This is a genomic window from Janthinobacterium sp. GW823-FHT03B06, from assembly GCF_058796955.1.
Map to the genome: position 1 here is coordinate 299,213 of NZ_JBXAJE010000006.1, position 25,034 is coordinate 324,246.

The following is a 25,034-nucleotide window of genomic DNA, read 5'->3' on the forward strand; positions in this document are numbered from 1 at the left end:
GAGACAGCATGCAAGCAATGAGTTATGTACACGGCGCCCACGAGACGCCGTTGATCGGCGAAACGATAGGCGCCTACCTGGACGGCATCGCCGAGCGCTATGGCCAGCACGATGCCCTGATCGTGGCGCACCAGAACGTGCGCTGGACGTATCTGGAATTCCAGCAGCGCGTGCACCGGCTTGCCGCCGGCCTGTTGAAACTGGGCTTGCAGCCGGGCGACCGGGTCGGCATCTGGTCGCAGAATTGCGCCGAATGGGTGCTGACGCAGTTTGCCACGGCGAAAGCCGGTTTGATCATGGTCAACATCAACCCCGCCTACCGCCGCTCCGAACTCGAATACGTGCTCGACAAGGTGCAATGCAGCGCGCTGATCCTGTCGCCCAGCTTCAAGTCCAGCGATTATCTGGCCATCGTGCAGGACGTGGTGCCGGAAATCGCCCGTTCGCGCGCCGGCGCCCTGCAGTCGCCGCGCCTGCCGCAATTGCGCCACGTCATCCGCCTGGGCGTGGCCGCCACGCCGGGCATGCACAACTTCGACGCGGTGATGGACGGCATCACCGACGCCGACCTGGCGCACCTGGACGAAGTGAGCGCTGGCTTGCAGTTTGACGACGCCGTCAACATTCAGTTCACGTCCGGCACCACGGGCGCGCCGAAGGGCGCCACCTTGACGCACCACAATATCCTGAACAACGGTTTCTTCATCGGCGAAGCCATGCGCCTGACGGAACGGGACCGCTTGTGCATCCCCGTGCCCCTGTACCACTGCTTCGGCATGGTGCTGGGCAACCTGGCCTGCGTCACGCACGGCGCGGCGATGGTATTTCCTGGCGAAGGCTTCGATCCGAAAGCCGTGCTGGAAACGGTGCAGGCCGAGCGCTGCACGGGATTGCATGGCGTGCCCACCATGTTCATCGCCATCCTCGATCATCCTGATTTCAAGCAATACGACTTGTCCCGGCTGCGCACCGGCATCATGGCCGGCTCGCCTTGTCCGATGGAAGTCATGACGCGGGTCATCGAATTGATGCACATGGCGGAAATCACGATTGCGTATGGCATGACGGAAACGTCGCCCGTCAGCTTCCAGACGTCGATCGAAGACCCGCGCGAGATGCGCGTCTCGTCCATCGGCAGGGTCCACCCGCACCTGGAAGTGAAAATCATCGATGCGGAAGGCCGCATCGTGCCGCGCGGCGAAAAGGGCGAATTGCTCACGCGCGGCTATTCCGTGATGCAGGGCTACTGGGGCGATCCTGAAAAAACCAGCGAAGCCATCGACGCGGCGCGCTGGATGCACACGGGCGACCTGGCCGTCATCGACGACTACGGCTTTTGCAGCATCGTCGGCCGCTCGAAGGACATGGTGATACGCGGCGGCGAAAACATCTACCCGCGCGAAGTCGAGGAATTCCTGTACCGCCACCCGAGCGTGCTCGACGTGCAATGCGTGGGCGTGCCGGACGCCAAGTATGGTGAAGAACTGTGCGCCTGCATCATCCTGCGCCCGGGCACGCAGGCCACCAGCGAGGATATCCGCGCCTTTTGCGACGGGCAAATCGCCTATTACAAGATTCCCCGCTATGTGCGCTTCGTCGAGGAATTCCCCATGACGGTGACGGGCAAGATCCAGAAATATGTATTGCGCAAGCAGGTGGCGACGGATCTGGGCTTGAGCACGGAATAAGTTTTTCGCCCGCCCATAAAAAAACACCGGGATGCTCGCGCGGCCCGGTGTTTTTTATTGATGCGGCGTCAAGCTCAGGCCATCGCGGCTTGCGGTGCGCGCGCTGGCGTGCGGCGGCGCATGAAGGCTAGCAAGCCCAGGCCGGCCAGCAGCATGGCGTAGGTGCCTGGCTCAGGTACGGCCGACACGTTGACCGTGTTGAAGCCGGAACCGTTCATCGCGACGTGACCACGATTGATCGAGCTGACCGAATTGGCGATCAGGGTGCCGTTCATGTCGCCCGAACCGGAGAACGCGCTGTGCGGCGCCAGGATGCTGCCGTTGATGCCGACGTTCTGCAGGTTAGTGGTGGTGGCGTTGGCGAAGTTGAACAGCGTGCGGTTGGCGAAACTGGCGAAATTGTCGAAGCCGCCGCTCATGGTGATGTCGGTGGCCGTGCCGTTGATGATGATGCTGGCCGTACTTTTCAGCGAGGACAGGTCCAGCGTCAGGTTATGCAGGTTCGACGCATCGATGTTGAAAATATTCACGTCGGCGTTGACATTGCCGACCAGGGTCATGTTGCCGTACTGCGAGATCACGGTGCCGTTCGATTGCAGCTTGGCCACGTCGCCCGACAAGGTCGTCAGTTGCTGCTTGGCGCCTGCGAAGTCCAGGGTGGAGGCATTGCCTTTGCTGATGTTGTCTTTTGGAAACCATTGTGGCGCCGTCAGGGTGGCGTTGGGGTTGCTGACGCCGTACACGGCCGAACCGCTGAGCGTGCCCCAGCCCGTGTTCAGGTTGCCGCCAGCAACGACCGAATTGACGGCGCTGCCTGGCTTTTTATTCGTGCCGACATTGTAGTTGTCCAGATAGATATTGCCGCCAGCGGCAATGCTGCCGCCGACGCTGGTAAAACCGCTGGCGCCGCTGCTGCCGATGTTGCCAAAGATAAAGGCCGAGTAGCCATTGGCAACGCCGAGGTCGACCACGGTGGCTTGTGCCGAAGCGCTGAAGGCGAAGGCGAACAGGGCGGCGCTGATGAGCGGCAAGGTACGGGTAGCAAATAATTTCATGGACAATCTCATAGTCAATTAGGGGACGATTCGGGCGGGAAAGCAACACACCGCCATCGCGCAGCCGGCTATTATAATATAAAAAACAATGTTAGTTCAATTTAGGTAATTAACTATATTTCAAGGCAACACTTTTCCTATAGTCAGCAATTGTCTGGCGGACATAAAAAAACCGGGGCTGGCCCGGTTTTTTGCTGTTTATCTGACGCGCTGGTACAGGCGGAAGCGTTCCACGTCATCCGTGGGGCGGCGTCCTTCCCACAGCTTGATCCAGTCCGCACCGTGGTGTTCCGGCAGCTTTTCCTTGTTATCCGGAACTTTAATGCTGTCTTGCAACAAGAACACGTCGCAATGCTGTTGGCCCACATTGGCAAACGGCAGGTGGCCGTAGTAGGCGAACGAGGCGCGCTGGGCGGCGCCGACATTGCTGTTGATGCAAGTAGTGCCCGGCGGCAGGTGGACGGAAATCTGGTGCGCGACGCTGGCGTAGCTCTTGCTGTAGTTCAGCGGCGGCAGGAACAGGGTCATGATCAGCACCCAGATCAGGATCAGGCCGCCGGACGACAGCACCACGGCGCGCCACAGCACGGCTGGCTGGCGCGAGATGCGCCAGTGCACCAGCGCCACCCAGCCCGCGCTGGCGCAGGCGGCGACGAAGAAGGCCAGCAAGTCCAGTTCGGGCTTGAAACCTGGCATGAGTTTCAGGGCGTTATGCGACAGTTTCGGCGGCCAGCCCGTCAGGATGGCGAACCAGAACAGCCACAGTGCGAGGGCGCAGATGGTCAGCACCATCACGGAGAACCAGTCGATGGCGTTGATGGCGCCCCGTTTCATGGTCAGCAAGCCGAACGCGGCCATCACGGCCAGCGGCGGCAGCAGCGGCAGCAGCTGGCTGGGGTCGGGATCGGGATGGCACAGGCCCAGGATGGCCAGCATGGCGACAAAGGTCAGCGGCACGACGATGTGCAGCACGTGGTGCTGGCGGCGCCAGGCATACACGGCCCAGGCGGCGAACGGCCAGGCGGGCCAGAAGAACCAGATACCCACACGCCAGAAGTATTGCAGGCTCTTCAGGCTGGGGGCGCTGAACTGGCGGCAATTCCATTCCATCCACGCTTGCAGCGGCGAATGGCCGTATGGCTGCAGCAGTTCGCCCGGCAACAGCCAGACCAGGGTCAGCGCGATGCCGATCAGGATGGCCAGCGCCAGGTGGCGCACGCTGCGCAGCAGCGGCAGGCGCAGGAAGACGGTGCACAGCAGCAAGGCGATGCTCAGCGCCGCCGGCGTGATCCAGCCGCGCGCGAGGGTCAGGCCGCCCAGCGCCAGGCCCAGCAGGGCCGCATTGCGCACGGACGGGCCTTCCACGTAGCGCACGGCGCGGTACAGCAAATAGGCCATCAGGGACACGTACAGCGCTTCGGCCGTGATGTCGTGGCTGTGCTGCAGCAGGCCCAGGCAGCCCAGGTAGATGAGCACGGCGGCATCGGCCAGGGTGCGGCCGAAATCGTCCGGCTCGGGTTGGCCACCGAAGGCCAGGCGCAGCGGCTGGGCGTCGTTGCGCCGGCCCAGGTTGAAGGCGGTGTACCAGACGGACAGGGTGCTGACGACGAAGATGCCGATGGTCGACATGCGCGCGCCAAAGACGTCGCCGTCAATCCAGCCGAACAGCTTGATGAAGATGGCGCCCAGCCAGAAGGCCAGCGGGCCTTCATCGAGCAGCGACAGGCCGGCGATGTTGGGCCACAGCCAGTCGTTCAGGCCGCCATGCGCCATGGTCCACATGATGCCGAAACTGGCGGCATCATCGTTCTTCCACGGTTCGCGGCCGATCAGGCCAGGCAGGATGTACAGCAGGCCGAGCGCAAACAAGGCCCATCGTGGCAGCGCGAGTGTGGCAGCGGCGGGAAGGCGGACTGGCTTCATCGATAATCGGTATCAGAATAGTGGCAAGACGCGACGAATGGCGTCGGGTATGCGCGAGTATAAAGTAAAGCGGCCAAAGACAAAAAAGGCAGCCGTGGCTGCCTTTTCTCTGGCAGCCGGAGCTGCCCTGTTTTGCCGCAAAGCGGCAAAAATCAGCCTGCTGCGACTGCGGTTTTCGAACCAACCGAACCGAACTTCTGACGGAACTTCTCGACGCGACCGGCGGTATCGACGATTTTGTGCTTGCCCGTGAAGAATGGGTGCGATTCAGCCGAAACCTCGATCTTCACCAGCGGGTATTCTTTACCGTCGTGGGTGATTTTTTCGCGGGTTTGGATGGTCGAGCGGGTAACGAATTTGAAATCGCACGACAGATCGTGGAAAACAACTTCGCGGTATTCTGGATGGGTATCGACTTTCATGGTCTTCTCTCTAGTTTGGTAGCCAAACAGCACTTCGTCGGTCGTCCTGCTTCTTGACCCGATTGCCGATCACTTGCCAGGTTTAAAATAATGCAACCGTCGATTATATAGCGCTTTCGGGGCGCAGGCAATAAAAAAGCCGCTCAATGAGCGGCTTTGCATGATCGCGTGTGCTTACGCCGGGCGCAACGTAGGTCGGATTAGCGCGCTAGCGCGTAATCCGACAACACCACCGTCTTCGCCAACAATGTTGTCGGATTGCAGCCCTGCGGGCCTAATCCGACCTACGATACACGGCAGGGGAATTTAGCCGCCCCGGCGCATCATGTCGAAGAATTCGGCGTTGTTTTTGGTCGCCTTCATCTTGTCGAGAATGAACTCCATCGCCTCGATCTCGTCCATCGAGTACAGCAACTTACGCAGGATCCAGATTTTTTGCAGCTCGTTCGGCTTGATCAGCAGTTCTTCGCGGCGGGTACCCGATTTGTTCAGGTTGATTGCCGGGTAGACGCGTTTTTCGGCCAAACGGCGTTCCAGATGCACTTCCATGTTGCCGGTACCCTTGAATTCCTCAAAGATCACGTCATCCATGCGCGAACCCGTTTCGATCAGCGCCGTGGCGATGATGGTCAGCGAGCCGCCTTCTTCGATATTGCGCGCGGCGCCGAAGAAGCGTTTTGGACGTTGCAGCGCGTTCGCGTCGACACCGCCGGTCAGGACCTTGCCCGAGGCAGGGATGACGGTATTGTAGGCGCGTGCCAGGCGGGTGATCGAGTCGAGCAGGATGACCACGTCTTTTTTCATTTCGACCAGGCGCTTGGCTTTTTCCAGCACCATCTCGGCCACTTGCACGTGGCGCGTGGCCGGCTCGTCGAAGGTCGAGGCGACGACTTCGCCGCGTACCGAGCGTTGCATTTCGGTCACTTCTTCCGGACGTTCGTCAATCAGCAGCACGATCAGGGTGATATCCGGGTGGTTGGCCGTGATCGCATGGGCGATGTGCTGCAGGATTACGGATTTGCCGGATTTCGGCGACGCCACCAGCAAGCCGCGCTGGCCTTTGCCGATCGGGGCGATCAGGTCGATGATGCGGCCGGTGATGTTTTCCTGGCCATTCATTTCACGTTCCAGGCGCAGCGGCTCGTTCGGGTGCAGCGGCGTCAGGTTTTCAAACAGGATGCGGTGTTTCGACATCTCCGGCGATTCGCCGTTGACCTTGTCGACTTTGACCAGTGCGAAATAGCGTTCGCCATCTTTCGGGGTCCGTACCTCGCCTTCGATCGAATCGCCGGTGTGCAGATTGAAGCGGCGGATTTGCGAAGGGGAGATGTAAATATCGTCGGTGGACGCCATGTAGCTGGCGTCAGGCGAGCGCAGGAAGCCGAAGCCGTCAGGCAGCACTTCCAGGGCGCCGTCGCCAAAAATCTGTTCGCCGGACTTGGCGCGTTTTTTCAGGATAGCGAACATCAGCTCCTGTTTGCGCAAGCGGGCTGCGTTGTCAATGTCAAGACCGATCGCCATCTCAAGCAGGGCGGATACGTGTAGGGCCTTTAGTTCGGATAAATGCATATGTGTTGAGTGTCCCGAGACGGGATGTAAAGGTAGGGGAGGGGACTGCGTGGCGTTGATTAATTATTGGGGAAGGCTGTGCACGAATGAGGCAAAGCCGCTTCCCGGTCTATCCAGTCAGGCGGCGCTGCGGGCGCAGCGCTGCCCATCATACATTAAATGTTGCTGTCGACGAAAGCGGTCAACTGGCCCTTGGCCATGGCGCCCACTTTTTGAGCAGCTGCAGCACCATCCTTGAACAGGATCAGGGTCGGGATGCCGCGGATGCCGAACTTGGCAGGTACCGCCTGGTTGGCGTCCACGTCCATCTTGGCGATCACGATGCGGCCGGCGTATTCCTTGGCCACTTCTTCCAGGATCGGGGCGATGGCCTTGCAGGGACCGCACCATTCTGCCCAGAAGTCGACCAGTACTGGCAACTCGGATTTCAGGACGTCTGCTTCAAAAGATGCATCGCTAATGTGTTTGATATTTTCGCTCATATTTTCCTCAAATGAGGGTGGGATCAATAATGCCTGGAATTCACCATACGCTGGTTCGCCATCCATGCTTCCTGGAATGCAGTGAGAAGATGGGGGCAATGGGCACAAATTCAATGTTCTTGGAAGGTGCGACCAGAGGTATGCAGGCGGGGATGGCTGAAATAATAACCCATTTTTTCAAAGCGTGGCGATTATTGCAGAAAAACTTGAGGCATATCGCCAGCATATCGCTCCAGCGCGTGCCGCCAGGGCGGCAAAGCCGCATGCCTGCTGGCTTGCGGCGCCGTGTCCCGCCTCCCGGCCTGGCTCCGCGCTCAGGCTTGCGCGCCGGCCTGACGCGCCGTGTGCTGCAGTTGCAAGTTCACCATGAGCTGCAATTCCGCGCTTTCCATCGGCTTGCGGAAGGTGCCTAATATATGCAGGCCGTTGGCCATGGCCAGGCGTTCGGCCGCCAGGCGCACGGCCGAATGCAGTCCCGACAGCAGTACTACGCCGCCGCGAAAGCCGTTTTCAGCCGCCATGCGCAAAAATTCGATGCCGTCGATATCGGGCATGGACAGGTCGCAAATCAGCAGGTCGGGCTGGTGCTGCTTCAGAGTGGCCAGCGCCTGTTCGCTGTGCGACTCGCAGCGGATGTCGAACGGGCCCATCTGCTCGAGCATGTCGCTGAGCACGTCGAGCATGAAAACGTCGTCGTCCAGCAGCAATACGCGCAATGGCGCCAGGCCTGCTTCGCTGTGTTCCCGGCTTGCTTGGTTTGATACAGTAGTCATCGTCCTGTCTTCCTATTGATATGCTGCATCGCTGTCGATGCCGATACCTTGCCTTAACGGAATTTGGCGGTAGCTAATCGTCATTGGCAAAGCTGGTGTTATTCATGATTTGTTCGGTAATCTGTTCCAGCAGGGGCCACAGGCGCGCGACGATGTGCCGGGCCCGTTCTGCCTCGTCGGCCGCTTCGCCCGGCGCCAGGGTTTCCAGGTTGTGGCACAGCTCGGCCAGTCCCAGGGCACCCACGGTGCGCGCCGACGACTTGATGCGGTGTCCCAGTTCGCGCACCTGGTGCACGTCGCCGCGCGCCAGGGCCGCATCGATGTCGCCAAAGCCATCCTGCGTCGTCTGCAGGAACTTGAAGGCGAATTTGCGCACCTTTTCCGGGTTGTAACCGAGCAGCTTGGCCAGGATCGACAGGTCGATCACCTGCGGGTCGCCCGCCAGCGTCGTCTTGAAGGCGGGTGCGGCGCGGCTGCGCGCCGGTGGCGGGGGCGTGTCGCGCGCCGGCAGCCAGCTGGCGATGGTCTGGTACATCATGGCCGGCTGGATGGGCTTGGAAATGAAATCGTCCATGCCCGCGTCCAGGCAGCGCACGCGGTCTTCGCTGGTTGCCGTGGCCGTCATGGCCAGCACGCGCAGGTGCGCCAGCTGCGGGTCGGCGCGGATGTGGCGCGTCGCCTGCAAGCCATCCATCAGCGGCATCTGCACGTCCATCAGCACGCAGTCGAACTGCGTCTGGCGCAGCAGGTCGAGCGCTTCCTCGCCATTGTTGGCCAGACAGACGGAGGCGCCCGCTTCTTCCAGCAATTCCAGTGCCACCTGCTGATTAAACGTGTTGTCTTCCACCAGCAGAATGCGCGCATGCTTGAGCGTGCGCATCACCAGGGCCGCGTCGGCGCTGGCGCGCATGGCCGCCGCCGTCTGCACCATGCTGTCGAGCATGGCGGGCGCCGCCTGGTCGGAAATGCCCAGGTTGGCTGTGAACCAGAAGGTGCTGCCGGCGCCGGGACGGCTGTCGACGCCCACGTCGCCGCCCATCAGCTGCGCCAGCTGCTTGCAGATGGCCAGGCCCAGGCCCGTGCCGCCATATTCGCGCGTGGTGGACGTGTCGGCCTGCTGGAAGGACTGGAACAGCTTGCTCATTTCATCCTGCGACAGGCCGATGCCGTGGTCGCATACTTCAAAGCGCACCAGGCAGTGCCTGGCGTCTGCCACCACCTTGCGCACCTTCACGGTGATGCTGCCCTGTTCGCTGAACTTGATGGCGTTATTGGCGTAGTTGATCAGCACTTGTCCCAGGCGCAGCGGGTCGCCCACGAGCACGGCCGGCAATTGCGGGTCGATTTCAAACAGCAACTCCAGGTTCTTGCCGGCGGCGCGCGGCGCCACTACCGTCATCAGCGTTTGCACGACGTGGTCGAAACTGAAGTTGACGCGCTCGATTTCCAGCTTGCCCGCCTCGATTTTCGAAATGTCGAGAATGTCGTCGATGATGCCCAGCAAGTGTTCGCCGGCAAAACGGATTTTTTCCAGGTAATCGCGCTGGCGCGGTTCCAGGTCCGTTTTCAGGGCCAGATACGCCATGCCGATCACGCCATTCATCGGCGTGCGGATTTCATGGCTCATGTTGGCCAGGAATTGCCCCTTCGCCAGGCTCGCTTCTTCGGCCACCTGCTTGGCCTGGTCTAGCTGCTCCGTGCGCTGCGCCACGCGCTCTTCCAGATGTTCATTGAGTTCGCGCAAGGCGCTCTCGCTGCGCTTGTGATACGTGATGTCCGTCAGGCTGGCCACCACCATGCCCACCTTGCCGTATTCATCGCGGATGGCCTCGGTATTTACGGACAGCCACGACAGGCTGCCGTCGGGCTGTTGCACACCCATCAGCACGTCGCGCATGGCGACACCCGTCGACAGGGTGATGTGCACGGGATGGCTGCGCTGGTCGAAGGGGGAACCGTCTTCGTGGATCGCTTGCCACAGGCTGTTGCCGGCCGGACTGGCCGCCAGCATGCGCTCGGCAGCGGCATTGCTTTCCAGTATGTGGCCGTGGCTGTCCTGCACCACCAGCCCGTTCGTCACGGCGCCGAACACGGACGCCATGCGCTGGCTCGAGTTCGACAGGGCGATCGACGCCTGGCGCCGCTCCGTGATGTCGGTGATCATCGCCAGGGTGCCGCCCGGCTCGCCGTTGTCCGACTGGATGCTGGTGCTCGACAGCAAGCCCCACAGGCTCGACTGATCCTTGCGGAAGAAGCGGAAATCCACCTGGTCCGGCTGGCTGGCGGCACTGCCGTGGCTGGCCAGGCGGCGCTGCATCAGCAGCTGGCTGTCGCGGTCCATGAAGTCGAGCAGGGGACGGCCCAGCATTTCCTGCACCGTGTAGCCGAGCATGTGCGCCATCTTTGGGTTGACGAAGGTGGTCTTGCCATCCGCATCCGTCATCCAGATGCCTTCGGCGGCCGTCTGCACGATCAGGCGGTAGCGTTCGGAACTGGCGTGCAGCGCTTCCTCGGCGCGTTGCCGCTGCGTCATGTCGCGCAGCGAGACGATGGAAAATACTTGCCCGGCCATGCGCAGCGGCGACAGGCTGACCTTGGCCGGGAAGTGCGTGCCGTCGCGGCGGCGCGCCATCATCACCCTGCCCGGCAGGCTGTGCCGCGCTTGCGGGTCGCCCACGGAGTGGCTGGCCGTGCTTTCCGGTACCAATTGCTCCAACGACATGCCCGTCAATTCGGCCAGCGGATAGCCGAAGCAGCGCGCGCCGATCTGGTTGGCGTAGTGCACCTTGCCTTCGACGTCGGCCACCAGCATGGCTTCGGGTGCCGCTTCCAGCATCGAGCGCATGCGCGATTGCTCATCCTGTTTGCGTTCGCTGATATCGCAGACGATGCCGCTGGCCTGCGTGGCGGCGCCATCCGAGGCGCGTGTCAGCACGGCGCCGCGCGCCAGCAGCCAGCGCCAGTGGCCGTCGCTGTGGCGCAAGCGGAATTCGCAATTGAAGGTGCCGGGCGCCTGGCCATCCAGATGCTGGCGAAAGGCCAGGCTCAGGCGCGCGCGGTCGTCGCGGTGCACTTCGGCCAGCCACTCGTCCAGTGCATGGTCGAGCCTGGCGCTTTTGTCGCCCAGCACGTCCTGGTACTGGGGCGCGAACTGCAGCCGGTCGGCCTGTCGCCGCCAGGTCCAGCCAGCCATGGCCGCGCCGCGCAAGGCTTGCCCGGCGTCCTGTTCGGCCAGGGCATGCGCGGGCAGCAGCAGGCGGCGCAACTGTTGCCGCAGCCGCCAGGCTTGCCAGCAAGCCACTCCCGCCAGGGCGGTGGCGCTGGCGGCAGCGTAAGGCCATAGCAATGTTGGCGCCATGCCGTGTACCGCCGCCTGCACCGGCAAGGAAAGCGTCATGCCTGCCGCCAGCATCGTATGAGCGAGACGATGCAGCGCAGGGCGCCGTCGGCGTGATGCGCTGAAACTCGTGTGGCTGCAATACGACAAATGCATCCCTTTCTGGGGCATGATGGAACTGGGCTGACAGTGCATGATGCGCGCTCAAATAAACGCCTGCGGCGCTTTCTGGCGGCAACTATAGCATCGAATATTTGCTCGGGGTATTTAAGTTCTGAAACAGCCAAAACGGGATTTTTTTTGCCCCGGAATGGCTGTTTTTTTCGCGATTTGGTGAGAATCTGAGAGAAAGTCGGCGCGAAATCGTGCTACTCAATCGAGGCGATAGCCTTTAGGTGAAACTTCCGGCAAACTGATAGCGGTGTCCGGGATGCCACATGGTGGCGATCGAGGCGATCTTGCCGCCCGAGCGCGTCTGGCGGCGCAGGACCAGGCACGCCTGTTTCGTGTCGATGGCCAGCATTTCGGCGATGTCGCGCGGCGCCGACAGCGCTTCGATGCTGTAGGTGGCGCCTTGCAGGGGCGCGGCGGCCATCAGGTATTCGTTCGGCGTGATGCTGGAAAAATCCTGCGTCATGTAGTCGGGCGCGCACTCGGGGTTGACCCAGCGGTCTTCCACCTGGATCGGCACGCCGTTTTCAAAATGCACGATCAGCGAGTGGAACAGCGGGTGTTCCGGCGGCAGGCCGAATTGCTTGGCCAGCAAATCCGAGGCTTTCGTACGTTCCAGCAATTGCAGGCTGCTGCGGTGGATATGTCCGCGCGCCCGCACTTCATCGGCGATACTCTTGATTTCCAACAAGGTCGCCTGGTATTTTTGCTGCGCCACATAGGTGCCGGAACCCTGGCGCCGCGTCAGCACCTGTTCGCTGGTCAGTTCGCGCACGGCGCGGTTGACCGTCATGCGCGAGACGCCGAATTGTTTCACGAGGGCTTGCTCGGAGGGAATCACGTCGCCTTCCTTCCAGCGCCCGGCGGCGATGCCGGCCAGCAGAAAATCCTTGATGCGCTGGAAAATGGGCGTATTTTCCTGGGTAGTATGATCGTCCAATGCGGTTTCTCCGGGGCGCGGGCAGGGCGCGCCGCCGGCTGGAGGCGCGATGGCCGATTTTAGCACCGAGCAAGGCAGGCGCCGCCAGCCTTTTTTGAATTCAAAAGCAAGCGCCGGAGTGTGGCGCGCGCGGGTGCTGGCTATGCTGGTGACTTATTATTGATTTGCACGGAGTTCGCCATGGAACACGCTTACCTGACTGACGATGAACGCTGGGACGCCCTGCAGCGGCGCGCGCCCGATGCCGACGGCGTCTTTTATTACTCGGTGCGCACGACGGGCGTGTATTGCCGCCCTTCCTGCGCGGCGCGTCCCGCCTTGCGCCGCAACGTGGCTTTTCACGCCACGTGCGAGCAGGCGGAGGCGGCCGGTTTCCGCCCCTGCCTGCGCTGCAAGCCGAACTTGCCGCCGCTGGCCCAGCGCCAGGCGGCCATCGTGGCCGACATCTGCCGTTTGATCGACGCCAGCGACGAGCTGCCCGACCTGGACGCGCTGGCGCAGGCGGCCGGCATGAGCCGCTTTCACTTCCACCGCGTCTTCAAGGCGCACACGGGCATCACGCCGAAAGCCTACGCGGCGGCGCGGCGCGGCGAGCGCCTGAAGGCCGGCTTGCAAGGCGCGGCGAACGTCACGGAAACGTTATATGCGGCCGGCTTCAACTCCAGCGGCCGTCTGTATGCCGCCACGCCCGGCTTGCTGGGCATGACGCCGGGCGCATTCCGTGCCGGCGGCAGCGGCGCCGTGATCCGCTTTGCCATCGGCGCCTGTTCGCTGGGCGCCATCCTCGTGGCCAGCACGGACAAGGGCATCTGCGCCATTTTGATCGACGACGACCCGGAACTGCTGCTGCGCGACTTGCAGGACCGCTTTCCGCAAGCCGAGCTGCGCGGCGCCGAGCCTGACTATGAACAGACGGTGGCGCAGGTGGTGGGCCTGGTCGAGGCGCCGGCGATCGGACTGGACTTGCCGCTGGACGTGCGCGGCACCGTGTTCCAGCAGCGCGTCTGGCAAGCCTTGCGCGAAATTCCCGCCGGCAGCACGGTCAGCTATGCCGAGCTGGCCCGCCGCATCGGCGCGCCGAAAGGCGCGCGCGCCGTGGCGGGCGCCTGCGCCGCCAATGCCCTGGCCGTCGCCATCCCCTGCCACAGGGTGGTGCGCAACGATGGCGCCTTGTCCGGTTACCGCTGGGGCGTGGAACGCAAGCAGGCGCTGCTGGAACGCGAGGGCGAACGGTGAGGGCGCTCGATTGGCGGCAGATCGAGGATGAGCTGAATCAATATGGCTGCGCCGTCGTGCCGGGCTTGCTCAATCCTGCGCAGTGCGCGGCGCTGGCAGCGCAGTATGACGATGCGTCGCGCTTTCGCAGCCGTGTGGTGATGCAGCGCCATGGCTTTGGACAGGGCGAGTACCAGTATTGGGCGCATCCGCTGCCCGATGTGGTGGCTGGCCTGCGCGAACAGCTGTACGGACCGCTGGCGGCGATTGCCAACCGCTGGCACGCCAGCATGGGTCTGGAGACGCGCTTTCCCTCCAGCCACGCCGATTTCCTCGCGCGCTGCCATGCGGCGGGGCAAACGCGGCCCACGCCCTTGCTGCTGCGCTACCGCGAAGGCGATTACAACTGCCTGCACCAGGACCTGTATGGCGAGCACGTGTTTCCGCTGCAGCTGGCCGTGCTGCTGTCGCGCCCGCAGGACGATTTCACGGGCGGCGAGTTCGTGCTGACGGAGCAGCGCCCGCGCATGCAGTCGCGCTTGGAGGTCGTGCCCTTGATGCAGGGCGACGCCGTGATCTTTCCCGTGGCGCAGCGCCCCGTCAACGGCACGCGCGGCAGTTACCGCGTCAACATGCGCCATGGCGTGTCGCGCCTGCGCTCGGGCATGCGCCACACCCTGGGCATCATTTTTCATGATGCGAGCTGAACGGTAGGTGCGGCGCTTGAGTTTCCGCAATTACATGGCATGATGGTTACTCCCTGTCACTTTTCACTGTTGCCATGTCCGCGTTGCTCCGCCTGTTGTGCCTGTTGACCATCTTCCTGCTGCCCGCAGCCCATGCGGACGATGGCGCATCCTCGCTCGTTGCGGAAGCCGCGACCGCCATCGCGCCGTCGCAGGCCGCCCCCGTCAAGACGGCGCCATTGATGTTTGCCAACCGCAAGGTATTCGTCTTCCGCGCCGCGCTGGCCGGCTATCCGCCCGATGAACGGGCCATCGGCGCGCAGCGCCGCCTGGAAAGCGTGCTGGCGAAAAACGGTCCCTTGCAGGCGAGCACGCGCATGATTCCAGAAGGCACGCAAGTGCTGCTCGATGGCGTGCAGCTGTTCGTCGTCGTGCCTGGCGACGTCAACTTGCTGGCCGGTGACACGACGGAAAGCGTGGCGAAAACGGCCGCCGGCGAGTTGAGCAAGGCCGTGTTTGACTATCGCGAACAGGGCAGTTGGCGCTACCTGGCGATCGCCGCCGCCGTGTGCGCGGCCGCCACGCTCGTGTTCTGGCTGGTGTGGATGGGCTTGACGCGCTTGTACCGCTGGGCCAAGCGCCGCAGCGGCATCCTGCTCGCTTCGCGCCTGCGCGACGTGCGCCTGAAAAATGTGCGCGTGCTCGACGCCGAACACTACATCGCCTTCGCGTATCAGTTGCTCAGCGCCGTGCTGTGGGGCTTGCGTCTGATGGCCACGTATCTGTGGGCCGCCTTCGTGCTGGGTCGCCTGCCTTACACGCGCTCCTGGGGCGAAAGTCTGAGCGGCTACCTGTTCGACGTGGCGGCCGACGTCTTTCACGCCATCATCGGTGCCTTGCCTGGGCTGGTGCTGGTGTGCGTGATCTTCGCCATCGCGCGCCTGATCGCCGCCACGGCCGCTTCGCTGTTCAAGCGCGTGGAAAGCGGCGAATTGCAGATCGGCTGGCTCGACAAGGACACGGCCCTGCCCACGCGCCGCATCGCCAGCGTGGTGATCTGGCTGTTCGCGCTGGCCATGGCGTATCCGTATTTGCCCGGTTCGCACACGGCCGCTTTCCAGGGGCTGTCCGTGCTGGTGGGCTTGATGGTGTCGATCGGCGCGTCGAGCATCGTGGGCCAGGGCGCCAGCGGCCTGATCCTGATGTACACGCGCGCCCTGCGCAAGGGCGAATATGTGCGCGTGGGTGACTGCGAGGGCACGGTGGTCGAGTTGGGCATGTTCGAGACGCGCCTGCGCACGGGCCTGGGCGAGGAGGTCGCCTTGCCGAACGCCTGGGTGATGTCGCAAACGACCAAGAATTATTCGCGCGCCCAGCCCGGCGGCGGCTTCGTGCTCGACTCCACCGTCACCATCGGCTACGCCACGCCGTGGCGGCAAGTGCACGCCATGCTGGAACTGGCAGCGTCGCGCACAACGGAACTGTCGACCACGCCGAAACCGTACGTGATGCAGCTGGCCCTGCAAGATTACTACGTGCAATACCGCCTCGTCGCCTACGCCAGCGCCGAAGTCCCCCGCCAACGCGCCGAAGTGCTGAACCGCTTGCACCAGAACATCATCGACGTCTTCAACGAGTTCGACGTGCAGATCACCTCGCCGCACTACATCGACGACCCGAAAGAATCGCACGTGGTGCCGCCCGGTGAATGGTTCAGGGCGCCGGCGAAGCGGGGGGAGGAATCGATTGAGGTGGTTCCGCCCAAGTTTTGAACGCGAGGCGTGGTCTGTGCGTGACGGATGCAATGGCACGCGCTATCTTGGTTTTTCCTCGGGAGCGCAGGTATTCTTGCCATTTGTCAGCTGAATCACTTGGAATCCCCCGGCGGGTGCCGCGAGCAGGCAGAAATCTGCGGAGTAGCGCGAAGTGGGATCGGACGCGGATGGCGGCCTTCCCAGGAAGGATACGCCATACACTTTTCCCGCCACCAGCGGCGCGGCAGCGCTGCTCTCTGCCCCCTCGGGAGCCTTGCCATAGCGCACGCATCCCTTGTTTGGCAGACGATAGCTGGGATCGCCAAACGAGGCATTGGGAAACATGACCGTCCATACATCTTTCCAGCCATTCGGCCCAGGTGTGCTGATCGTCAGCATCTTCAGGCTGACAGGCCCCCTTGAGCGTTCCTCTTCGCTGGCAATTTTGAAGCAGGGAAGGCCAGCCTCAGTCATGACGGCGGCAGTGCCCATGCGCGACCACGCCGAGGCATCCATGCTCGTCAAGGTCGCCAGCAGACAAAGAATAAGGTGGCGATGATTCATGGCATGCCTTGCGTTATCGGGAAGAATTTCTGGCTGGGCACGTATCATCCATCCAGGCCTGTGTATCGCTTTTGATGACGACGAGGCGTGGCTTGGCAGAGACCTGCTGTACGAGACAGAACTTTGCCACATATCCATAGGTTGGATCGGCAGGATCGGCTGGCCTGCCATTCAGAAATACCTCGTACACCCTGCCGGTCTTCAATTCAGGCGCGGGCACGGCGTCGGCATGTGCCGGAATATTCCCATAGGTAATGCAATTTGTTGAAGACAGCGGAATTTTCTTACCGTCCGTCATGAGAAACCCCCATATTTCCCTCGTTGGCTTGACCGTCACGTCGGACACGCTCAAGGCGCCGAGGAAGGGCTGGCCGTTGCGCCTCTCTTCCTGTTTGGAAATGCTAAAGCAGGGCACGCCATTGATCGAGGTAACTTCGGCATCGGCCATGCGTGAGCGCGCGTAGCCGTTCATACTTGAGAGCGCGAGCAGTATGAACAGCGTTGGATTGATGCTAGCGGGGCGTTGGGCAGACTTCATCGATCCAGGCCTGCATGTCGCTGTTGACGGGAATGATTTGCTGGCCGCCAGCAGCCGTAGTTCTCACGCAGAATTTTCCTTGGTAACCATAGGTTGGATCGGACGGATCTTTAGGGCGGCCATTCAGAAATACGCTATAGAAATGTCCTGGAATAAGAATTTTTGGTTTAATTCCTGTAGCAGTAGGGGGCAAATCTCCATAACGAATGCACGAATCTGCATGGATTGGAATAGGCCAATCTGGAGGTGCAGAGAAAGACCATACCTTCTTGACGGGTTGAACGGACAGATCGGAAACGATCAATGCCCCGAGCATTGGTGTGCCATTGCGTGCCTCTTCTTTTTTTGTAATGGAAAAGCACGGCATGCCGTTGACAGAGTGAATGTGGGCATCAGCGATGCGCGACCACGCCGAGGCATCGATAGCCGCCAGTGCGGCAAGTAGAAATAACAGTGTGTGACAATATGGCATGGCGATCCTCGCACTATCTGATGAGCGAATGCTCCGGGCAACTATCCTGTTTCCACGCGGGCGTGTCGCTGCCAATGGCGATGATTTTTCGTTCACCAGCGGGCGTGGCAACGATACAGAATTTCCCTCTGTAGCCATAGGTCGGGTCGGAAGGATCATCTGGACGCCCATTCAAGAAGACGCTGTAAACCCGCCCGGTTTGCAGTTCAGGGGCAGGCGTGCCATTTACGCCCTGTGGAATATCGCCATAGAGAAGGCAGATTTTTGATGAAAGCGGAATTTTTCTTCCTCCGGTCATCACATAGCTCCATACTTTGGTAGCCGGTTTTACTGACAGGTCTGAAATACTGAGTGCCCCCAGGAGTGGCTGACCGTTACGTTTCTCTTCCGTTTGTGAGATTGTGAAGCAGGGCGTGCCATTCACTGAATTGATTTCAGCATCGGCGATGCGTGATGTTGCACCCGCATCAAGGTATGTCGACGAGAGGAGTACGCTCGATATACCCGCCAGGTAAATTCTTTTCACTTTTTCTATTGATGAAAAAATCATTGAGTACCTCTTCATAAACTGCTTGGTCATTAGCATATTGCTCCTGGCGCATTGCGGAGGAATCCTTTAAGTATTTCAATGCGTAGTAGTCGGCTAACAAGTCTCCTTGTGCCTCCATGTTGTAGTCGGCTAATTTTTTTTGGGACGACAAAACGTACTTGTAGTCCAGTCCTATTCTGAATGCTCCACGCATTGCCACCGGATATTTCAGTTGATATTGCCAAACATGGACCATTTCATGAATGAACCAATGACGCTCGGTATTATCTGCATTGGAAAAATCGTCCAGAAATCTCGACTCATGAAAGTACATTTCCCCATTGGGTGTCATGGCAGTGTTTTTTGGTTGGAACAGCCATAGATAAGGCCTCTTGTGAATTTTGACTTTGCTATAGTCGACGGCATCCTCGAAAATCATCCATGCCATGTCTATTTCACCCTGGGTAAGCGGGCGAGCAATGCTATCGATTTTTACCTGTTTTACTGATGTATCGATATCCTTGTCGGTTGTTTTTACGTCTTGTAGCTCAAGTATGATCGCCGTTGGCGCCACAGGGGCAGGTGCAGCGGAGCAGCAGGGAAGGCTGTCTTCTTGTGGGAAAAACTCCACCATCGTTATTTGCTCTTCCCGCTTGCTGGCGATGCGCCCCGTGCGTCCCTTCGCATCCGTCGTGCCCGTCCACGTTTCGCCATTGCTCAAGGTGAGCCGGTAGTCGGCGTGGGCCAGCGGCACCTTGTTTTGCGAGACGAATTCCAGCTGTTCGTCGTAGCCGCAGCACCAGCATTCGTCGGGCTGGCCGGCCAGGCGGTGCAGTTCGCAGCCGCTTGTCGCGTTGCGCAGGGTGGCGCCCAGCACGGGCTGGCCGTCGGCGCTGAAGGTGACGATCATGCTGTCGAAGCGCGCGCCCAGGCTTTTCTTTTGATGGGCCACGAGCTTGAAGAACACGTCGCACGCGGTGGTGCTGATGACATGGTGCCTGGCCATGGAACCTCCGCGATAAAACGCCAGCGTAGGCCAGCGGCGGCGGGGAGGTATTGACTGGGCGCAAGGCTTGGGCGCTTGCGTTAAGATGCAGGGCGTCGCAAGATACAACGAACAGAAAGAGAATCATGTCCCGTGCCTCACACACCGAAGCCTCCCGCACCGCCCGCAGCCTGGCCTCCGCCCTGATCGGCGACCCGTTCTACCGTGCCGTCACGGTGGCGTGCGGCGAGGATGAAGCGGCGCGGCTGGCCATGCTGGAAGCCTATTTCGCGCTGGCGCTGGCCGAGGGCGAGCAGGCGGGGCGCGTCGACCTGGCTGATGCGGTAGGAAATGGTGCCGCCATCTGGACGACGGATGCGCCGGCAGCCCAGCGCCAGGCCGCCTACGCGCAGCGCGAGGATGCCTTGCACGTGCTGCTGGGAGAGCAGGGCTACGCGCATTTCACGGCCATCGTCGGGAACATGGAGCACGCGCTGGCGCCGCATGCCCTGCAGGATGCGTGGTATCTGTCGATCGCCGGTATCGCGCCGGATGCACAGGGCAGGGGATTGGGTGCGTCCGTGCTGGCGCCGGGACTGGCTGCCGTCGATGCGGCGGGCGCCGCGTGCTTCCTGGAGACCTACAACGAGCGCACCCTGCCGTTTTATGCCCGCCTGGGCTTCGTGGTGGCGGGGCGTTACGCGGAAGCCGTCACGGGCTGCGATTACTGGCTGATGGTAAGGCCGCCGCACGCTGCCTGATTGACCATTTTGCCAATTTCTATACACTCGTCTTTTCACTCATTTATTAAAAGACCTGGAGATGGAAATGCCGACCCCGCACCTGCGCCGCACCCTGCTAGTTCTCGCCTGCCTGGGCACCTTGACCCACGCCCATGCCGACACGGTCATCGACAATGCGAATGGCTACACGCTCGACGCGAATGGCAAGGTGCGGCGTTTTACGGCGCTGGCGTTTGACGACGCTGGAAAACTCCTCGCCGTCGGCAGCGCCGCGCAGGTGAAACGCAAGGCGGCCAAGGGTGCCCTGCACGTCGACGTGCAGGGAAAAACCGTGCTGCCCGGCCTGATCGACGCGCACGGCCACGTGTTCGGCCTGGGGACGATCGCCAGCGGCGTGATGCTGTACGGTTCGTCGTCGCTGCAGGCCGCCGTGCAGGCCGTGGGCGACTTCGCCCGCGCGCATCCCGAGCGCAATTGGATCGTCGGCAGCGGCTGGAACCAGGAAATCTGGAAGCTGGGGCGCTTTCCCACGGCCGCGGAACTCGATGCGGCGGAAAGCGCGCGGCCCGTGTGGCTGCGCCGGGTCGATGGCCACGCGGGCTGGGCCAACAGCCGCGCGCTGGCGCTGGCCGGCATCACGCCCGCCACGCAAGATCCGGCCGGCGGCAAGATAGTCCGCGATGCGGACGGCAATGCCACCGGCGTGCTGGTCGACAATGCCATGGACTTGATGGATGCCGTGCTGCCCAAGCCGGGCGACGTGGAAAACCGCGCCGCCCTCGATGGCGCGCTGGCGCAGCTGTCGCAGGCGGGCCTGACCAGCGTGCACGATGCGGGCATCGGCCAGATGCAGGACCGGCTGTTCCGCGACTATGCGGACCACGGAAAATTGACGGTGCGCGTCTACGGCATGATTGCCGATACCACGGAAGACTTCGACGCATTGTCAAAAAGCGGCCCATTAAAAAGCTATGCGCGCGACATGTACGCCTTGCGCGCCGTCAAACTGCTGTCCGACGGGGCCCTGGGCAGCCGCGGCGCGGCCCTGCTGGCGCCGTACAGCGACGATCCTTCTACCAGCGGCCTGCTGTTCTACAAGGACGACGCCATGCGCGCGAAGATGGAAAAAGCCATGCGCGCCGGCTACCAGGTGAACGTGCACGCCATCGGCGACGCGGGCAACCATCAAATCCTCGACGGCTATGAAGCCTTGATCGCGCAATACCATAGCGTGGGCCTGCGCCACCGCATGGAGCACGCGCAGGTGGTGCAATTGAGCGACATCCCCCGTTTCAAGAGTCTGGGCATCGTGCCGTCGATGCAGCCCACGCACGCCACGTCCGACCAGAACATGGCGGAGCAGCGCGTGGGCCACGAACGCATCAAGGGCGCGTATGCGTGGCGCACCTTCCTCAAGCAGGGTTCGCGCATCGCCTGCGGTTCGGACTTCCCCATCGAGTCGCCGAACCCGTTCGAGGGCATCCACGCGGCCGTCACGCGGCAAAACAGCGAGGGGTTCCCGGCCGGCGGCTGGTATCCGCAGCAAGCCATGACGGTCACCGAGGCGCTGCGCTGCTTCACCTTGGACGCGGCCTGGGCGGCGCACCAGGAAAAGGTCATCGGCACGCTGGAAACGGGCAAATGGGCGGATTTCATCGTCGTCGACCAGGACCTGTTCAAGGTGTCACCAGCCGCCATCGGCAAGACGCAGGTGCTGCAGACGTGGGTGGCGGGCAAGCGCGTGTTCGAGAAAAAATGAGGGCCGGGGTCAGACCCGTCGGGTCTGACCCCAAAAGAAAATCTGTTGACTTGGTTGTATAGACAACCTATGCTGGGAGTACAGGAGCGGTCTAAATACGCCCGCTCGCACCCTACGAGGAGACAGCATGAACAGCACAATGGACACCGATCCACGCTTTGATGCCAGCCGTACCATCCGCGCCCCGCGCGGCACGGTCATGGCTTGCAAGAGTTGGCAGGCCGAGGCGGCCTACCGCATGTTGCAAAACAACCTGGACCCGGAAGTGGCGGAAAATCCGCAGCACCTGGTCGTCTACGGCGGCATCGGCCGCGCGGCCCGCAACTGGGCCTGTTTCGACCAGATCCTCGCCTCGCTGCGCGAGCTGGAAGACGACCAGACTTTGCTGATCCAGTCCGGCAAGCCGGTGGGCGTGTTCCAGACCCATGCGGACGCGCCGCGCGTGCTGATCGCGAACTCCAACCTGGTGCCGAAATGGGCCAATTGGGAACACTTCAACGAACTCGATCGCCAGGGCCTGTTCATGTACGGCCAGATGACGGCCGGCAGCTGGATCTACATCGGCACGCAGGGCATCGTGCAGGGCACGTATGAAACCTTCGCCGAGGCGGGCCGCCAGCATTTCGGCGGCGACTGGGGCGGGCGCTGGATCCTGACGGCGGGCCTGGGCGGCATGGGCGGCGCGCAGCCGCTGGCCGCCACCATGGCGGGCGCCGTCTCGCTCAATATCGAATGCCAGCAAAGCAGCATCGACTTCCGCTTGCGCACGCGCTACCTGGACAAGCAGGCGGCCAGCCTGGACGAAGCTTTGGCGCTGGTGAAATATCACACCGAACGCAAGGAAGCCATTTCGATTGGCCTCCTGGGCAACGCGGCCGAAGTGCTGCCGGAATTGGTGCGCCGCGCCAAGGCGGGCGGCCTGGTGCCGGACCTGGTGACGGACCAGACGTCCGCGCACGACCTGGTCAACGGCTACCTGCCGCGCGGCTGGAGCGTGTCGGACTGGAAGGCGGCGCAGCAGGACCCGCAGCGCCACGCGCGCCTGACGGTGGCCGCTGCCGATTCCTGCGCCGCCCACGTGCAGGCCATGCTCGATTTCCACGCCATGGGCGTGCACACTGTCGATTACGGCAACAACATCCGCCAGGTGGCGTTCGATCAGGGCGTGCAGAACGCCTTCGACTTCCCCGGTTTCGTGCCCGCGTATATCCGCCCGCAGTTCTGCGAAGGGCGGGGGCCGTTCCGCTGGGTGGCCCTGTCGGGCGACCCGGAAGACATCTATAAAACGGATGCGAAGATCAAGGAGCTGTTCCCGCACCACAAGCAGGTGCACCACTGGCTGGACATGGCGCGCGAGCGCATCGCCTTCCAGGGCCTGCCGGCGCGCATCTGCTGGCTGGGACTGGGCGAGCGCCACATCGCCGGCCTGGCCTTCAACGAGATGGTGCGCACGGGCGAACTGAAGGCGCCCATCGTCATCGGCCGCGACCACCTGGACACGGGTTCCGTCGCCAGCCCGAACCGCGAGACGGAAAGCATGAAGGACGGCACGGACGCCGTCTCCGACTGGCCGCTGCTCAACGCCATGCTGAACACGGCCGGCGGCGCCACCTGGGTCTCGCTGCACCATGGCGGCGGCGTGGGAATGGGGTATTCTCAGCATGCGGGCATGGTCATCGTGGCCGACGGCACGGACAGCGCGGCGAAACGCCTGGCCCGGGTGCTGGTCAACGACAGCGGCTCGGGCGTGATGCGCCATGCCGATGCCGGCTATGAAACCGCAGCCGCCTGCGCCAAGCGCAACGGCCTGATTCTTCCAATGCTTCCTTGAGACCTTGATGCGAATGACTATGACACAGCATGCCAAAAGTTGGACCCTGAAACCGGGCGCGATGACCCTGGGCGACCTGCGCGCCGTCTGGGCCGCGCCCGCCAAACTGATCCTCGCCGCCGAGGCCTATCCCGTCATCGAGGCGTCGGCCGGCGCAGTGCAGGCCATCGTCGCCAAGGGCGATGCGGCCTACGGCATCAACACGGGCTTCGGCCTGCTCGCCAAGACGCGCATCCCCGATGAAAAGCTCGAGCAATTGCAGCGCAACCTGATCCTGTCGCACTCCGTCGGCACGGGCGAACTGCTGTCGGACGCCGTCGTGCGCCTGATCATGCTGATGAAGATCGGCAGCCTGGCGCGCGGCTTTTCCGGCGTGCGCCCGCTGATCGTCGACACCCTGATCGCCCTGTACAACGCGGGCATCATGCCGGCCATTCCCGCCAAGGGCTCCGTCGGCGCCTCGGGCGACCTGGCACCGCTGTCGCACATGACCCTGGCCATGCTGGGCGTGGGCGAGGTGCGCGTCAACGGCGAATTGATGGCGGCGCCCGATGCCTTGGCGCAGGCGGGCATCGCGCCCGTCGTGCTGGCGGCGAAAGAAGGCCTGGCCCTGATCAACGGCACGCAGGTGTCGAACGCGCTGGCGCTGCATGGCCTGTTCATGGCCGAGCGTCTGCTGGAAGCGGCCATGGTCACGGGCGCGCTGTCGCTCGACGCGGCCAAGGGCAGCGATGCGCCGTTCGACGCGCGCGTGCACGCCGTGCGGGGACAGCCGGGGCAGATACTGGCCGCGCAGATGTACCGCCAGCTGGTAGCCAACAGCGCGATCCGCGCCTCGCACCTGGAAGGCGACGAGCGCGTGCAGGACCCGTACAGCCTGCGCTGCCAGCCGCAAGTCATGGGCGCCTGCCTCGATCTGATCGGCAACGTGGGCCGTACCCTGCTGATCGAAGCCAATGCCGTCACGGACAATCCGCTGATCTTCCAGGATGGCCCCAACGGGCAGGCGGAAATCGTCTCGGGCGGGAACTTCCATGCCGAGCCGGTGGCCTTTGCCGCCGACACGCTGGCGCTGGCGATCGCCGAAATCGGCGCCCTGGCCGAGCGCCGCATCGCGCTGCTGATCGACGCCACGTTGTCCGGCTTGCCGCCGTTTCTCGTGCGCGATCCGGGCGTCAATTCCGGCTTCATGATCGCCCACGTGACGGCCGCCGCGCTGGCGTCGGAAAACAAGTCGCTCGCCCATCCGGCCAGCGTCGACAGCCTGCCCACGTCCGCCAACCAGGAAGACCACGTGAGCATGGCCACGTTCGCCGGGCGCCGCCTGGACGACATGGCGCACAACACGGCCGTCATCGTCGGCATCGAGTTGCTGGCCGCCGCGCAGGGCATCGATTTCCACCGTCCGCTGAAAACCTCGCCGCACCTGGAGCACGTGCACCACCAGCTGCGCCAGAAAGTGCCGTTCTTCGACGCCGACCGCTTCTTTGCGCCCGATATCGAAGCGGCCAAGCAGATGGTGTTGCAGGGTGAATTGAGCAGCACCTGCAAGAATTTGTTCGCCCCGCTGTACGCTTAAGCGGGAGCAAGGAGACAAG

20 protein-coding genes and 2 pseudogenes are annotated in these 25,034 nt (G+C 62.4%); 8 read left to right on the forward strand and 14 right to left on the reverse strand.

Annotated elements, in window-relative coordinates:
- Nucleotides 1–8 precede the first annotated feature (8 nt).
- Nucleotides 9–1,688 (forward strand): AMP-binding protein, encoded by a 1,680-nt coding sequence (locus tag AC1RBA_RS20735; RefSeq protein WP_492419723.1) that lies wholly within the window; start codon nt 9–11, stop codon nt 1,686–1,688.
- Nucleotides 1,689–1,762: 74 nt separating this feature from the next.
- Here the strand turns inward: AC1RBA_RS20735 and AC1RBA_RS20740 are convergent.
- The 9 genes and pseudogenes from AC1RBA_RS20740 to hutC form a co-directional block, all read right to left on the reverse strand.
- Nucleotides 1,763–1,882, reverse strand: a pseudogene (locus tag AC1RBA_RS20740) (PEP-CTERM sorting domain-containing protein); the annotation flags it as partial.
- A gap of 45 nt (nt 1,883–1,927) precedes the next feature.
- A pseudogene (locus AC1RBA_RS20745) lies at nt 1,928–2,755 on the reverse strand (choice-of-anchor A family protein); the annotation flags it as partial.
- Nucleotides 2,756–2,941: 186 nt separating this feature from the next.
- Nucleotides 2,942–4,666, reverse strand: coding sequence for an ArnT family glycosyltransferase (locus tag AC1RBA_RS20750; protein ID WP_070311644.1), 1,725 nt, complete (start codon nt 4,664–4,666; stop codon nt 2,942–2,944).
- A gap of 152 nt (nt 4,667–4,818) precedes the next feature.
- Nucleotides 4,819–5,088: a type B 50S ribosomal protein L31 gene (locus AC1RBA_RS20755; protein WP_034746247.1), complete on the reverse strand. Its 270-nt coding sequence runs from the start codon at nt 5,086–5,088 to the stop codon at nt 4,819–4,821.
- 306 nt (nt 5,089–5,394) lie between these two features.
- Nucleotides 5,395–6,657 carry a transcription termination factor Rho gene (gene rho / locus AC1RBA_RS20760; protein WP_034746249.1) on the reverse strand — a complete coding sequence of 421 codons (1,263 nt, stop codon included), beginning with the start codon at nt 6,655–6,657 and terminating at the stop codon, nt 5,395–5,397.
- Nucleotides 6,658–6,812: 155 nt separating this feature from the next.
- Nucleotides 6,813–7,139, reverse strand: a complete 327-nt coding sequence (gene trxA / locus AC1RBA_RS20765; RefSeq protein WP_070224200.1) for a thioredoxin TrxA — start codon at nt 7,137–7,139, stop codon at nt 6,813–6,815.
- 314 nt (nt 7,140–7,453) lie between these two features.
- Complete coding sequence (locus AC1RBA_RS20770) at nt 7,454–7,912, reverse strand: response regulator (RefSeq protein ID WP_070224201.1); 459 nt, start codon at nt 7,910–7,912, stop codon at nt 7,454–7,456.
- A gap of 73 nt (nt 7,913–7,985) precedes the next feature.
- Nucleotides 7,986–11,309: a PAS domain-containing hybrid sensor histidine kinase/response regulator gene (locus tag AC1RBA_RS20775; RefSeq protein ID WP_070224301.1), complete on the reverse strand. Its 3,324-nt coding sequence runs from the start codon at nt 11,307–11,309 to the stop codon at nt 7,986–7,988.
- A gap of 331 nt (nt 11,310–11,640) precedes the next feature.
- Nucleotides 11,641–12,360 (reverse strand): histidine utilization transcriptional repressor HutC, encoded by a 720-nt coding sequence (gene hutC, locus AC1RBA_RS20780; RefSeq protein WP_070224202.1) that lies wholly within the window; start codon nt 12,358–12,360, stop codon nt 11,641–11,643.
- A 180-nt stretch (nt 12,361–12,540) separates the two neighbouring features.
- Here hutC and ada point away from each other — a divergent pair, with 180 nt between their 5' ends.
- The 3 genes from ada (at nt 12,541) to AC1RBA_RS20795 (ending at nt 16,033) form a co-directional block, all read left to right on the forward strand.
- Complete coding sequence (ada, locus tag AC1RBA_RS20785) at nt 12,541–13,596, forward strand: bifunctional DNA-binding transcriptional regulator/O6-methylguanine-DNA methyltransferase Ada (protein ID WP_070224302.1); 1,056 nt, start codon at nt 12,541–12,543, stop codon at nt 13,594–13,596.
- Nucleotides 13,593–14,282: a 2OG-Fe(II) oxygenase gene (locus AC1RBA_RS20790; protein WP_492419724.1), complete on the forward strand. Its 690-nt coding sequence runs from the start codon at nt 13,593–13,595 to the stop codon at nt 14,280–14,282. Before ada ends, AC1RBA_RS20790 begins: the two co-directional genes overlap by 4 nt.
- 74 nt (nt 14,283–14,356) lie before the next feature.
- The gene (locus tag AC1RBA_RS20795; protein WP_492419725.1) at nt 14,357–16,033 is read left to right on the forward strand and encodes a mechanosensitive ion channel family protein; all 1,677 of its coding nucleotides are present in this window, start codon (nt 14,357–14,359) and stop codon (nt 16,031–16,033) included.
- Nucleotides 16,034–16,075: 42 nt separating this feature from the next.
- Here the strand turns inward: AC1RBA_RS20795 and AC1RBA_RS20800 are convergent, their stop codons facing one another.
- Genes AC1RBA_RS20800 through AC1RBA_RS20820 form a run of 5 tightly spaced genes read right to left on the reverse strand, consistent with a single transcriptional unit; the run spans nt 16,076 to nt 19,124 of the window.
- Nucleotides 16,076–16,579 carry a hypothetical protein gene (locus tag AC1RBA_RS20800; protein ID WP_492402257.1) on the reverse strand — a complete coding sequence of 168 codons (504 nt, stop codon included), beginning with the start codon at nt 16,577–16,579 and terminating at the stop codon, nt 16,076–16,078.
- Nucleotides 16,580–16,592: 13 nt separating this feature from the next.
- Nucleotides 16,593–17,117 carry a hypothetical protein gene (locus AC1RBA_RS20805; RefSeq protein ID WP_492419726.1) on the reverse strand — a complete coding sequence of 175 codons (525 nt, stop codon included), beginning with the start codon at nt 17,115–17,117 and terminating at the stop codon, nt 16,593–16,595.
- A complete protein-coding gene (locus AC1RBA_RS20810; RefSeq protein ID WP_139143094.1) occupies nt 17,092–17,589 on the reverse strand; it encodes a hypothetical protein in 498 nt (165 codons plus the stop codon). The genes AC1RBA_RS20805 and AC1RBA_RS20810 overlap by 26 nt, the downstream gene beginning before the upstream one ends.
- Nucleotides 17,590–17,602: 13 nt before the next feature.
- Entirely contained in the window at nt 17,603–18,139 is a 537-nt protein-coding gene (locus AC1RBA_RS20815; protein ID WP_139143095.1) for a hypothetical protein, read from the reverse strand.
- Nucleotides 18,057–19,124, reverse strand: coding sequence for a hypothetical protein (locus AC1RBA_RS20820; protein WP_121670523.1), 1,068 nt, complete (start codon nt 19,122–19,124; stop codon nt 18,057–18,059). The genes AC1RBA_RS20815 and AC1RBA_RS20820 overlap by 83 nt, the downstream gene beginning before the upstream one ends.
- A gap of 125 nt (nt 19,125–19,249) precedes the next feature.
- On the opposite strand from AC1RBA_RS20820, the gene AC1RBA_RS20825 reads away from it, so the two are divergent.
- The 4 genes from AC1RBA_RS20825 (at nt 19,250) to hutH (ending at nt 25,015) form a co-directional block, all read left to right on the forward strand.
- Nucleotides 19,250–19,864, forward strand: coding sequence for a GNAT family N-acetyltransferase (locus AC1RBA_RS20825; RefSeq protein ID WP_492419727.1), 615 nt, complete (start codon nt 19,250–19,252; stop codon nt 19,862–19,864).
- Between the two features lie 67 nt (nt 19,865–19,931).
- The gene (locus AC1RBA_RS20830; protein WP_492419728.1) at nt 19,932–21,605 is read left to right on the forward strand and encodes an amidohydrolase; all 1,674 of its coding nucleotides are present in this window, start codon (nt 19,932–19,934) and stop codon (nt 21,603–21,605) included.
- A 127-nt stretch (nt 21,606–21,732) separates the two neighbouring features.
- Nucleotides 21,733–23,436, forward strand: coding sequence for a urocanate hydratase (gene hutU / locus AC1RBA_RS20835; protein WP_121670522.1), 1,704 nt, complete (start codon nt 21,733–21,735; stop codon nt 23,434–23,436).
- Between the two features lie 19 nt (nt 23,437–23,455).
- A complete protein-coding gene (hutH, locus tag AC1RBA_RS20840) occupies nt 23,456–25,015 on the forward strand; it encodes a histidine ammonia-lyase (protein WP_070291008.1) in 1,560 nt (519 codons plus the stop codon).
- The last annotated feature ends 19 nt before the right edge of the window (nt 25,016–25,034 follow it).

What these genes read in the sequence shown, in the direction of transcription:
- AC1RBA_RS20800 (WP_492402257.1), bottom strand. Translation starts at nt 16,579, where the DNA reads ATGAATCATCGCCACCTTATTCTTTGTCTGCTGGCGACCTTGACGAGC.
- AC1RBA_RS20795 (WP_492419725.1), top strand. Translation starts at nt 14,357, where the DNA reads ATGTCCGCGTTGCTCCGCCTGTTGTGCCTGTTGACCATCTTCCTGCTG.
- AC1RBA_RS20830 (WP_492419728.1), top strand. Translation starts at nt 19,932, where the DNA reads ATGCCGACCCCGCACCTGCGCCGCACCCTGCTAGTTCTCGCCTGCCTG.
- AC1RBA_RS20810 (WP_139143094.1), bottom strand. Translation starts at nt 17,589, where the DNA reads ATGCCATATTGTCACACACTGTTATTTCTACTTGCCGCACTGGCGGCT.
- AC1RBA_RS20770 (WP_070224201.1), bottom strand. Translation starts at nt 7,912, where the DNA reads ATGACTACTGTATCAAACCAAGCAAGCCGGGAACACAGCGAAGCAGGC.
- hutU (WP_121670522.1), top strand. Translation starts at nt 21,733, where the DNA reads ATGAACAGCACAATGGACACCGATCCACGCTTTGATGCCAGCCGTACC.
- AC1RBA_RS20815 (WP_139143095.1), bottom strand. Translation starts at nt 18,139, where the DNA reads ATGATTTTTTCATCAATAGAAAAAGTGAAAAGAATTTACCTGGCGGGT.
- AC1RBA_RS20750 (WP_070311644.1), bottom strand. Translation starts at nt 4,666, where the DNA reads ATGAAGCCAGTCCGCCTTCCCGCCGCTGCCACACTCGCGCTGCCACGA.
- trxA (WP_070224200.1), bottom strand. Translation starts at nt 7,139, where the DNA reads ATGAGCGAAAATATCAAACACATTAGCGATGCATCTTTTGAAGCAGAC.
- rho (WP_034746249.1), bottom strand. Translation starts at nt 6,657, where the DNA reads ATGCATTTATCCGAACTAAAGGCCCTACACGTATCCGCCCTGCTTGAG.
- AC1RBA_RS20820 (WP_121670523.1), bottom strand. Translation starts at nt 19,124, where the DNA reads ATGGCCAGGCACCATGTCATCAGCACCACCGCGTGCGACGTGTTCTTC.
- hutH (WP_070291008.1), top strand. Translation starts at nt 23,456, where the DNA reads ATGACACAGCATGCCAAAAGTTGGACCCTGAAACCGGGCGCGATGACC.
- AC1RBA_RS20755 (WP_034746247.1), bottom strand. Translation starts at nt 5,088, where the DNA reads ATGAAAGTCGATACCCATCCAGAATACCGCGAAGTTGTTTTCCACGAT.
- AC1RBA_RS20825 (WP_492419727.1), top strand. Translation starts at nt 19,250, where the DNA reads ATGTCCCGTGCCTCACACACCGAAGCCTCCCGCACCGCCCGCAGCCTG.
- ada (WP_070224302.1), top strand. Translation starts at nt 12,541, where the DNA reads ATGGAACACGCTTACCTGACTGACGATGAACGCTGGGACGCCCTGCAG.
- AC1RBA_RS20805 (WP_492419726.1), bottom strand. Translation starts at nt 17,117, where the DNA reads ATGAAGTCTGCCCAACGCCCCGCTAGCATCAATCCAACGCTGTTCATA.
- AC1RBA_RS20735 (WP_492419723.1), top strand. Translation starts at nt 9, where the DNA reads ATGCAAGCAATGAGTTATGTACACGGCGCCCACGAGACGCCGTTGATC.
- AC1RBA_RS20775 (WP_070224301.1), bottom strand. Translation starts at nt 11,309, where the DNA reads ATGACGCTTTCCTTGCCGGTGCAGGCGGCGGTACACGGCATGGCGCCA.